The 11,036-nt window shown below is 34.5% G+C and carries 13 protein-coding genes and 1 pseudogene; 4 read left to right on the top strand and 10 right to left on the bottom strand.

Translation table 11 applies throughout. The features are described 5' to 3' along the window. Positions 1 to 122: 122 nt before the first annotated feature. From ltrA to TE34_RS06835, 9 genes are all read right to left on the bottom strand, one after another. On the bottom strand, positions 123 to 1,934 hold the full coding sequence (gene ltrA / locus TE34_RS06875; protein WP_047984092.1) for a group II intron reverse transcriptase/maturase: 1,812 nt from the start codon (positions 1,932 to 1,934) through the stop codon (positions 123 to 125). A gap of 842 nt (positions 1,935 to 2,776) precedes the next feature. After that, positions 2,777 to 3,328 (bottom strand): hypothetical protein, encoded by a 552-nt coding sequence (locus TE34_RS06870; RefSeq protein ID WP_047984091.1) that lies wholly within the window; start codon positions 3,326 to 3,328, stop codon positions 2,777 to 2,779. 102 nt (positions 3,329 to 3,430) lie between these two features. Further along, on the bottom strand, positions 3,431 to 3,895 hold the full coding sequence (locus tag TE34_RS06865) for a hypothetical protein (RefSeq protein WP_047984090.1): 465 nt from the start codon (positions 3,893 to 3,895) through the stop codon (positions 3,431 to 3,433). 103 nt (positions 3,896 to 3,998) lie between these two features. Then, a complete protein-coding gene (locus TE34_RS06860; protein WP_047984089.1) occupies positions 3,999 to 4,466 on the bottom strand; it encodes a UPF0158 family protein in 468 nt (155 codons plus the stop codon). Between the two features lie 37 nt (positions 4,467 to 4,503). Continuing rightward, on the bottom strand, positions 4,504 to 4,734 hold the full coding sequence (locus tag TE34_RS06855) for a hypothetical protein (protein ID WP_047984088.1): 231 nt from the start codon (positions 4,732 to 4,734) through the stop codon (positions 4,504 to 4,506). 48 nt (positions 4,735 to 4,782) lie between these two features. After that, positions 4,783 to 5,139 carry a DUF4181 domain-containing protein gene (locus tag TE34_RS06850; protein ID WP_047984087.1) on the bottom strand — a complete coding sequence of 119 codons (357 nt, stop codon included), beginning with the start codon at positions 5,137 to 5,139 and terminating at the stop codon, positions 4,783 to 4,785. Between the two features lie 111 nt (positions 5,140 to 5,250). Continuing rightward, complete coding sequence (locus TE34_RS06845) at positions 5,251 to 5,586, bottom strand: hypothetical protein (RefSeq protein WP_047984086.1); 336 nt, start codon at positions 5,584 to 5,586, stop codon at positions 5,251 to 5,253. A 31-nt stretch (positions 5,587 to 5,617) separates the two neighbouring features. Further along, entirely contained in the window at positions 5,618 to 6,190 is a 573-nt protein-coding gene (locus tag TE34_RS06840) for a hypothetical protein (protein WP_047984085.1), read from the bottom strand. A 309-nt stretch (positions 6,191 to 6,499) separates the two neighbouring features. Next, positions 6,500 to 8,512, bottom strand: a complete 2,013-nt coding sequence (locus TE34_RS06835) for a prolyl oligopeptidase family serine peptidase (RefSeq protein WP_236687118.1) — start codon at positions 8,510 to 8,512, stop codon at positions 6,500 to 6,502. Between the two features lie 184 nt (positions 8,513 to 8,696). Between TE34_RS06835 and TE34_RS06830 the strand changes: the two genes are divergently transcribed. Beyond that, positions 8,697 to 9,155 (top strand): DUF4064 domain-containing protein, encoded by a 459-nt coding sequence (locus TE34_RS06830; protein ID WP_047984083.1) that lies wholly within the window; start codon positions 8,697 to 8,699, stop codon positions 9,153 to 9,155. A gap of 57 nt (positions 9,156 to 9,212) precedes the next feature. Next, the gene (locus tag TE34_RS06825; RefSeq protein ID WP_236687117.1) at positions 9,213 to 9,542 is read left to right on the top strand and encodes a DUF4870 domain-containing protein; all 330 of its coding nucleotides are present in this window, start codon (positions 9,213 to 9,215) and stop codon (positions 9,540 to 9,542) included. A 43-nt stretch (positions 9,543 to 9,585) separates the two neighbouring features. Here the strand turns inward: TE34_RS06825 and TE34_RS06820 are convergent, their stop codons facing one another. Continuing rightward, positions 9,586 to 10,062, bottom strand: a complete 477-nt coding sequence (locus TE34_RS06820) for a GNAT family N-acetyltransferase (RefSeq protein WP_047984082.1) — start codon at positions 10,060 to 10,062, stop codon at positions 9,586 to 9,588. 187 nt (positions 10,063 to 10,249) lie between these two features. Here TE34_RS06820 and TE34_RS06815 point away from each other — a divergent pair, with 187 nt between their 5' ends. Both TE34_RS06815 and TE34_RS20980 read left to right on the top strand, forming a co-directional pair. After that, positions 10,250 to 10,786 carry an NUDIX domain-containing protein gene (locus TE34_RS06815; protein ID WP_047984081.1) on the top strand — a complete coding sequence of 179 codons (537 nt, stop codon included), beginning with the start codon at positions 10,250 to 10,252 and terminating at the stop codon, positions 10,784 to 10,786. 92 nt (positions 10,787 to 10,878) lie between these two features. Beyond that, a pseudogene (locus TE34_RS20980) lies at positions 10,879 to 11,036 on the top strand (IS256 family transposase); the annotation flags it as partial.

Here is an 11,036-nt window from a genome sequence, read left to right as displayed (position 1 = left end):
TTATCGCTCCCTTTTCCCCCTGTTCACACCGTACGTGCGACTTTCACCGCATACGGCGTTCCAACTATTCCAATTCATTCAATTCTATGTATTATTAGATTTGACCTTGCTTTCTTCCGAAATCAAATTGATTGATTATGACATTGTAATCGAAGTTTGTTGAGTTTATCAATTTGCTTTTTAGATAAGTTTAAAATTTTAAGTAATGCTGTTATCTTTTCGGTATCTTTCATATGTACCAGTCTGTGGACTGATTCATGAAGTATCACTAGATTTGAAAATGAATCATCTTTTGATAGATGGTACGGATTCTTATGATGGCAGTGCCAATCATTTTTACCTAGCTCCAATCCAGAGATAGCACACTTTCCATATTGAGAGATAAATTTACTTATTCGATTGTCATTATATTCAATTGTTCGGTTCGGAATAAACCAATTCATGATAGATGATAGAATTTCTTTACTAATAGCTTTTAGCCCTTTGTGTATCTTTTCTCTCCCTTCGGGAGTATAGTTACACGTGTCTTGGGAAAAACATAAATTTGTTTTATGTCTTTGGGCATGGATAGGTACAAATACCATGTTTTGTATTTTGTACAATTTGCACTTGTATCCTTTATATCTCTTTTGTAAAGTTCTGGTCATATCATGAAAATTGGCATCTGTTCTAAAAATCTTTAGACGATTATACATGTTTCTACGCAGATTAGAGTTTAACTCATTAAGATTTATTGTAATTCTTGTGGCTGCTGAATAGTAATTCTGAATTCCCATGACTACCGTATTGAAATTCCATACTGTCTTATTGCTAGGATTCTTCTGTATAGTTTTAATAGCCTTCTTGATTTTGTTAGAAGCACTGGCTTTTGCCTTTTTTGACATATTAGATTTCGCTACATATCCAAATCTAGTTTTGCCTTTGCTTACTACTTTGAAAGTGAACCCAAGAAACTCCGAAGAGTTTTTCTTTAGGTTTATTACTTTAGACTTTTCTTCACTAGTTTCAAGGTGTAGTCTATTCATCAAGAAATCTTTAATGGCATAATTCATTCTGATTGCTTGTGTACGTGTTCGACATAAAACTTTAAAATCATCCGCGTAGCGGACTATAAAGCACTCTTTCAACCCAGACTTTTTCAACGCTTGATATTTAATCCCGCTGGTCTTATATTTGAAGTCACTATCGAACGTTTCCCACTGATTACTTATCCACCAATCAAGTTCATTTAAAACAATGTTTGATAATAGTGGAGATAGGATACCGCCTTGCGGTGTTCCTTTTGTCGGTATGCCTTCACCATGAATTTCAGCTTTTAATAGTTTAGAAATAATGGCTATTAATGACTTATCTCTAATCCCTAGCGACCAAATCTGTTTTAAAAGTTTACTGTGATTGACGTTATCAAAGAAGCCTTTAATATCGACATCAATACAGTGATGGAGTCCAGATTGATTGATTAGAAATTCAAATCGTGCTTTCGCATGATGAGTATTTCTGTTAGGTCTAAATCCATAACTATGCTTATGAAACTTTGCCTCAATGATTGGCTCTAAAACTTGTAAAACGCACTGTTGAAAAATCCTATCCCAAATGGTTGGTATTCCCAAAGGTCTTAATTTTCCATTTGCCTTTTCTATGAATACACGCCTTACTGCTTGTGGCTCATACCATTTAAACATATTTTGAATTGTAGCTATTACATCTTCCACCGATAAATGACTAATATCTTTAATTGTTAATTTATCTGTTCCTGCCGTTTTACTTCCCGTGTTTCTTTTGATATTTCGATAGGCAAGACGTATATTTTCATTAGAACTCATCAATTCTATTAATCCATAAAACTTATCACCATCAACACTACGAGCGTAGAGAGAGTCGAAACACTCTTGTAAATTATAATACTCATTATGTCTCAGTTTCTTCCGTTTCAATAAGTCGGTAACCCCTTTCGGAGTTAACCTCTTTTAGTCTCACGAGAACCTTATTAACCGATAAAGATCTGCCTTACATGGTTGAATGATTCTTCATTAGTCTAGTGGCTATCCCTCCATGTGGATTAGACATTTCATTGGTACTGTGCCACCACTTTCACTGAAATGAAGGGAAGTTATACAATAACTATTGTCATTATTGTTTTCCTTGCCACCGTTTCATTGAGAGTAAGCCCTCCACGTTATCAGCTTACAACGTTGAATTATATCTATTATAGAATGAACTTAGGTGCTTCCTGTAAGCCTGTTAGCGTTCATACGCCTATAACGTATCATGGATTTTCATATTAGTTAGTCTTACTCACCCACATCTAACCTCACAATTTGGTGATATACACATTTCTATGTATTGCAGGTCTAGACCCGTACATTCAGAAGTTTGTCAGCTTAACCTTTTTCTTTTAGGTTTATTCGCATACTCACCATATTCATTCAACTCAAGCATCATGATTTACACCACCCCATCGGGTAGGCTTTCGTCAGCTAAAAATCACTGTTACGGTAAATTCTTACGCCTTTTCACCGAGCTTATAACACTATCATTCTTACTAAATCTCATGCTATTCGACTAAGAGAGAACCCTTCCGAGCGTTACCTCTTCATTTGATTCTTCGATATAACCCTTCAATTCCACAAGGAATTGCCTAGCCTTTACCAGAGAAATGTAACCATTCTCCATTTAAACTAGGAACATTTCGCACAACTATTCTGCCCCGTTAATTGAATAAGGGTGTAGTCACTATTGAAGTAAAGCACCAAATAGTTGAAGAAACAATTTATTACTACCTATATGTAGAATATATTAATTTACCAGAATCAGAAAAACCTCTAATATTTACAGGCAATACTACCTTTTCTTCCGATTTTAGTAAGAAAAAACGAGTTTCATCTGAATTAATTATTATAGCATTTTCTAATAAATTTTCTTTTGATTCCACATTTATTTGTTTTATATTAGGGTTAACGATTTGTCCAAAGTAGTATGTTGGGTTTCCCTCTTCTGTACCTGAGGCACTCCAAGAAATTTCTTCATCTTGTGTCGGTGGGTAATACGTCGAAGCTAATGTACTTTCTGCTCCTGTATCATCTTTAATCTCCCAAAATCCAAACCAGTTCTGCTCTAATCGAGCAAGCATAATTGAATGGGTGTTTCTAAAAATAGTTAACCACTCCCCGTCAATTCTCCTCAATATATAGACTTCCTTCGTTGCAGGAGCCCACTTTTCTGTGATTTTAAAGACATCATCTTTAGTTGGAGTTTGTTTGTGATTAAATATTAGAAACACAGAAACAAGTATTATAATAATTACTATACTAAGTAGACACTTCTTCATAATCCATCCCCTTCTGTTATCCCACAAACCTGCCCCAATAGTGTAATAAGGTGTAACACTACTTATTAAAGTAATGCACCCTTTACTTAAAGAAGTTTACTCTCATTTCACTTTTATTTTTAAATAATGGTGAACAGTAGTGGCGAGAGGGTAAGTAGCATAAATTTCGTAAATGTATACTCCAGATTCTTCTGGAGACATAAAAGAATACTCAGACATATTAACTTTAATTTCGGCTATTCTTTCAATTCCTTCCTTTTGATAAACATTTATTCTGGTAGGGATTTGGTTAATAAAATCTAAGGTGATAAGTTCTCTTTTACCTACTTTTAAAGCATCAAGTTCCTTACTAAGTAATTCAAAAGATGAATCGGCTTCAAATCTTAAAGTTGACATAGTTCCGTTAAGAACCTTAACTGCATTTCTATCTGCTTTTGCATTTATACAATAACTATATTCTTCTTGACAATCCTCGACTGAATATACACTTTTACTTTCATTTAACGCTATCACCAAAATGATAATTACTCCCAATAGTATCGTTACTAATATTGAATTTTTTCTCATTAGATGCCCCCTTCCGCCTTATCTTCTTCGACTATCCTGCCCCTTTACTTTAATAAGAAAAGGGGGTTACAATTTAGTTCCGTAATCACCCCTTGTCTTCTCTCTATTCAATAAAGTTAATTTTATTTTCCTGACACCATTCAATCGCTATTTGTTTAAAACTCTCGTCACGGTATATATACCATTGTTCTTCCATTTCAAAATCAATTATTTTGTCCTTAAATCTTCGAAAGGCACCCTTTCCTTTGATTGCTCTTAATAAGGATTCCTGCTTCTGTTGATCACTTAAAGTTGAGCAAAAGTTTTCCATTATTTCATATTCATTAACTTCATATTTAGTAGGTAACTCTATATAATTTTCAAAGTTTTCAACCACATCAATTGCAATCTTTCTATTTTCTTGTTCCCATTCAGGTAAATGCTCAAATGATTTTTCGTCTTCAGCAGCTCTCAAGTCCTCCGACGTTACTAACACTAAATCACCCGTTTTCATATTTAATAATGAAAGGGACTCTTCAATTGGCATTTCCATTTCTTCAATTATATCTTTCAGTTTGACTTGTATATTCACTTTAGATCACCTTTTTTATTTTTAACTAGTGCACCCGTTACTTCAATAAGGCTAGTTCCTCTACTGCAAGTTTTACTGCATTCTGTTCGGTATCAGTTATAGTTTTAGTAGTAGTAATTTCTTGCCAAAACTCTTCCCAAGTATCGCCTTCTTCATCGACACACTCAGGAAAATATTGAAACAACCTGATTTCATAAGTCCTTTCACTTTTAAAAATGACAGCCTTAGATTTTTTGTTAGCAGATACAATTTCTTTAAAACTTTCCATGAATATGCACCATTCTTCTTAATGATTTTTTACTAAAGTACCCTATAGTTAAAGTGTGTAAGAAATAACACCAATAAAAATTACTAAATGACCTATTGTCCATAAGAAATTAATAACGTAATTCTTCTCTTCCTTTTCATATTTGTATTCCATGATAGAACGAAAAGCTGTCAAAATCATTAGAAAACCGAATAACATTGCGTAAATTTCTGTTGTATAAAAAAGAATAAAAACAGATACGATTATAACAACAATAAATAGGAATAAAAATATCCACTCAAACCATTTGTGAGCATTATTAACTGGTCGATACAAGCTAAATTCATAGACAATGTTATGCTTTTTCCGGATAAACAAATCTAAAAGAATCGTAATAATTAGCACTGCGAGAATAAATACTAACATTAAATTACCTCCCATTTTGTTTTTTCTTATTAAACTCTTCTGCCCCGTTAATTGAATAAGGGTGTAGTCACTATTGAAGTAAAGCACCCGTTAGTCGAAGACAAAGACCTTCTAATATGATTTATCTCCGCCACCCCAGGCTATAAAATTATATCCCTTGATACTTTTACTATTAGTAACAGAAACCCAGACCATTGGGAAGGTTTCTAATGGGTCAGTATTATTTCCCTTGTAATTAAGAAACACGACCCTCCCATCTTTTACTTTTTCTGAGTTAATGAGATAAATATCCTTTTTCGGAATTTCTAAACCTTCTTCTTCGGCATAATCCATTGCAAATTCAAGAGCGTAAGTATGACTTTCCTCTTTTGATATTTCCCCAAAGGAACAACCAAATAAAAATAAAATAAAGACCAAGGGAACAAAAACGTATCTAGTTAAATTCATAAAAACTCCTTTCTAGTAAGTAAGTCAAATATTAAATTGAATTAGCAATTTTAATTATCTCATTTTTTATTTCTTTTTTATCCTCACTAAAATACAACAAAAACAAATTATATTCTTTTCCATCATTAAACCAATGTAACTCGACACCATTCATCATTTCAACTAGCTTTAAATAACCTAAAACTCCTTCTTTAATTTCAACTTCCTTATAATCATTCATAATAGAATACCTACTGTAATATCTGTCGAAATTAGCAACAGTATATTCAACATGTGGAATAGTTGGTTGAGCCATTGAATCTTTTTCCCACTTTACATCTTCCTCAATTGAAGGATATTTAATTGTTGTTACAACCTTCTTGTTGCTATTATCCCAACTACTAATAGAAACTTTTGTCTCTTCATATTCAAAGGGTAAGTAGGTAGGGTATTCCATATCAAAAGGTATCGCTTCCTCTGCTATTTGTTTTTCTACTGGCTTAAATATAGTATTTATTTCATCTTGTTCTACTTCTAGTTTATCTGTGTTTAATGCTCCATTTGATGTACATGCACTCATCGTAATAATTATAAACGCAAACAATATTACTTTGTTTTTACTCAACGTTCCTACCCCCTTGTTAAACTATCCTGCTCCGTTAGTTTAAGTACTTTTCTTCACAAACTCTTATCTTATTATATCACGTTGTTATTAAATTCTGAATTACCATACAACTTATTAAGGGATTAACATACCAAATTGCGCAATTATTTATAGCGTTTTTTGATATGTTAATTACTGCTAATAGTCCATACAACCATTTATTTAATAACGAAAAATGTAGTGCCAAACCCTATGAGATTTAGCACTACATTTATTATGTGACTTTCAATTCTGAACTACTTACTCGAAGGAGGACACTCTTTTTTGCTATTAATTCATTTCTTTATCTAAGAACGCGTAGAAATCTACCCATTCTTCGATTAGTTTTGATGTCGGTTTGCCTAAGCCGTGGCCTGCTTTTGCTTCTAGTCTTAGGATGATGGTTGATTCTTTGTCTGCTTTTTCCATCAAGGTAGCTGCAAACTTCTTCGCATGAGCAGGAACAACTCGGTCATCGCTTTCAGCTGTCGCAATTAGAACAGGTGGGTATTTAACTCCTTCTTGGATATTGTGTAATGGCGAATAAGCATACAGATAAGGGAACTGTTCTGGATTATCTGCACTACCGTATTCCGGTATCCAATAACGACCTATCGTGAACTTATGATAACGTAGCATATCAATTACAGGTACACGACAAATTACTGCACCAAATAGGTCGGGTCTTTGAATCATACAAGCTGCAACTAGCAACCCACCATTTGAGCCACCCATAATAGAAAGCTTCTCTTTACGAGTGTAGTTGTTTTCAATTAAGTGTTCGCCAGCAGCGATAAAATCATCAAACACATTTTGCTTTTTTTCTAACATGCCAGATCGGTGCCATTCTTCCCCGTATTCTGTGCCTCCACGAAGGTTGGCTACCGCATATATACCGCCTTTTTCTAACCAGCGTAGAATTGCAGGGTTAAATGAAGGGGTCATATTGATATTAAAGCCGCCATACCCATATAGAATTACTGGGTTTTCCCCATTTAACTCTAATCCTTTTCTATGAGTAAGGAACATTGGGACCTTTGTTCCGTCTTTTGATGTATAGAAAACTTGATTCGTTTCAAAAGCATCGAGTTCAATTGGTAAATCTGACTGTGCAAATAGGCTGAGTTCTTGGCTATCCATATTGTAGTTATAAACAACGGTTGGGCTTAAGAAAGAAGTAATGCCAAAGTAAAGCTCATTATCTTCTTTGCTACGAGTCATATCGGTGAATGAACCAAGAATTGGTAGTTCGATGTCGTGTGAAAAAGTGCCATCTAAGTTAAACACTTTTAACTGGTGATGCGCATCTTGTAAAAATGCTACTACTAATTTTTTATTTAATGCTACGACATGATCTATTACATCGGGTTGTTCAGGAATAATGTCTGTCCAATTCGTGTCTTGGAAATTGTTTATATCAATGGAAACTATCTTCCCATTTGGCGCATGTAAGTCTGTTTTAAAATAAAATGTACTGTTACTATTGGTCACATACTGATACTCTGCATCGCCCTTATCTAAAAGACGTGTGAATGGTTCATTGGAGTCAATTGGTCTTAAATAGAAACGGTTTTCTGTTGCTGTACCTAAGAATACATATAAGCAAAGATACTTATCATCGTCACTAATAAAGGATGAAAACATTAATTCTTTATCCTCAGGTTGTTCGTGAATAAGCTGATCATCGACCTGCTTATCGCCAATTTGATGGAAAAACACTTTATTAAAGTTACTTTCATCTTCAGGGTCTACACTACCTGGTTCGGGAAATCTACTATAGAAAAAGCCAGTGCTATCTGGTGCCCATGTAATACTAGTGAATTTTACATGCTGGATATGGTCTTCTAGATCTGCACCATTTTTTAAATCAAGGATACGAATCTCTTGCCAGTCACTCCCGTGTGTGGAAGTCGCATACGCTAAATATTTCCCATCCTTGCTGAATGCGTAATTCGTCATGGCTACCGTTCCATCATCACTTAATTTGTTCGGGTCTAATACGACGACTTCCTTATCAGCATCTTTACGGAAGAGAACTGCTTGATTTTGTAATCCGTCATTCTTCTGATAATAAAGCTCACCTTTTATCTTCTTCGGAACAAAATACTTCGGATAATTCCATAGTTCTTCTAATCTTTTCCTATCTTCATCACGTGTTGTTGCTTCAGAGAAATAGGTATCACATTTCTCCCCCATCCAGTTACTCCACTCCAATGTCTCGGCGGAGGTAGGATTTTCTAACCATCTATATGGGTCATTTACTTTTGTACCGTGGTAATCTTCCACTATGTTATCTTTCTTCACTGTAATCAAAATAATATCCCCCTTAGAATTTCATATATATAGTATTCGAGAAAACATTCCTAATTCCTTTATAAGATGAAAGAAATATATAAAGATTACAATCCTTTTAAGATTCACGGTTAGTATACTAATTCGACCCAATGTGTCATAAAATTGGAAAATCACATGCTTAGGAGGAAGTATTATGAATCGTATGAGTGAAATCATTCTAGGTGTTGTTGGCGTGCTATTTTATTTATTTTTTACAATAGTAGGTTTGTTTTGGTTATGGGTATTTAGCAATCATAATTTTCTAGAGGATATGATATATGAAGTTCTTCCAATACAATTGATTCAACGTGTTCCGTTAACTGAGCTTATAACTTTGATTGGGGCAGGGGGATGGGTGTTTGTTGTCGCAGCGCTTATTTCTCTTCTGACAGGTATAGTCTGCGTTATCCTCATTAAGAAAAGCGATAATGTAACGACTATTGGTGTTCTGTTTATCGTTACTGGGTTTTTAAGTACATCGATAACGCTTGGGATATTATCAATAGCTGGATTTATCTATGTTGTTGCTGGAATGATTTGTCTTACTAGAAAAGTAAAAAGTAATCATCAGGAGCCCATTATAGAAAAAAGTGAAACATTTATAGATGTATAGACGTTATATATAAATAAAGATACAATAAACGAAAGAGAAAAATAGGAGGGGAATAAATTGGCAACGACTAACGATGATCGTCTATTTGCGATGTTATTATATGTACTAAGTTTTCCATTTCCGGTTCTAGGACCATTGTTAATTTGGTTATTCAAACGTGATACGTCAGATTTCGTTGACTTCCATGGTAAGGAGTACTTTAACTTTATTGTATCCTTTACCATTTACGGAATTATAAGTAGTATCTTAGCGATTATTCTAATTGGCTTTGTATTACTATTTGTTCTATGGGTACTAGTGATTATATTTACGATTATGGCAGCGGTAAATGCATATCAAGGTCAGGCATATCGCATACCATTGGTAATACCTTTTATTAAGCAGTAATAGGTGGAAAACGTTCAAGCAGATGCGCTTGAACGTTTTTTCTTTAGAGCTGTAGTCTTGCTACAGACTCTCCATCAGATATAATGCCTGTCTCTATAAAACCTAATGATATATAGAGATGCTTCGCCACCGTATTTTCTGGGGCATAAGAAAGGTAGATAGCGGTTGCCTCTCCCTGAGGAAGGGTTTTAAGGTACGCTATTGCCTTTTTCATTGCTTGCTTCCCGTAGCCCTTATTTTGGTAACGGTAATCAATCATGAATCGTAATATGCCATAACAAGGTTCTTCACCATATTCGTTTTCTTCTGCCGTGTCGTGATACATCATAATAAAGCCTATCATGGTTTCATGATGATAGATGGCATAGGTCATGGCAGGTAACTTGTCATTCAGTAGAGCTACATAGGATTGTGCAAGGCTGTACACATTGGAAGCTAGATATTCTTTCTGTGCTTCTGTTAATTGTAATTGTATGCATTCATCAAAGTTGTCCCAAGTGATTGGACGAAATTCTATCATATTTTTTCCCTCCTATATTTTTAAATAATTTGCTATATAAATATAGGGGGTCCACGGATAGAATTTTATACTTTATTTACTTACTTCACATTTGTTCTCTCCCTAATTATTGGATTTTTCTGTATATTATTGTAACATAGGCAGAAGTCAATGAAAACATTAAAAGAACTTAAATGAGGTGTGCGCAGTGGAGTTTTATAAAGAATTTATTGAAAAGGATATAAATCCAGCTTGGAAGATAAAAGAGAGAATTGCAGTTAGAGCAGTTATTTTTCATAAAGGAAATTTATTACTAGTACATAACAATAAAGGAGATTATAAATTTCCAAGCGGTGGAGTTGAAAAGGGTGAGGTTCATAATGATGCACTGATTCGAGAAATAAGAGAAGAAACTGGATATGTAAATGGTCAAGTTAAGTATAGAATAGGGACCGTAATTGAAAGATGGGTAGATCAATTCGAAGAGGAGACGCTGTTCCAGATGACTTCACACTACTATTTATGTGAGTTAGTTGATGATGAGAAAATAGGCCAACAATTGGATGATTATGAGTATGAGCAAGAGTTTGAACCGGTGTGGGTACCACTGAATGAGGCGATTCAAGCTAATGAAAGTTTAGTAGGAAAACCAGGTGGTAACGGTTGGGTTAGGAGAGAGACTTTTGTTTTAAAAGAGTTAAGAAAATGGAGCATAGCGGGATCGAACCGCGGGAGTGTAATATAAACTGTGTAAGTAAGAGAGCGTACGGCTCTTACTTCGCAGTTTATTTTTTTATTGTTAAACTAATAATATATGAATTGGGGGAGTTGTTTCTAATGGCAAAATCTAAACGTGATCCACAATCAGTAGAGTTAGCTAATAGAATAATAGAACAATACCAACCAGAGTCCGTACAAGACATGCAGAATGCACTGAAAGACATATTTGGTCCTATGTTTGAAGCTATGTTAAAAGGAGAAATGAATCATCATCT

Source organism: Ornithinibacillus californiensis (assembly GCF_001038485.1).
GTDB lineage: Bacteria > Bacillota > Bacilli > Bacillales > Amphibacillaceae > Ornithinibacillus > Ornithinibacillus californiensis.
The sequence above is the reverse complement of the archived record's forward strand: the minus strand, read 5'-3'. Positions and strand labels throughout refer to the sequence as shown.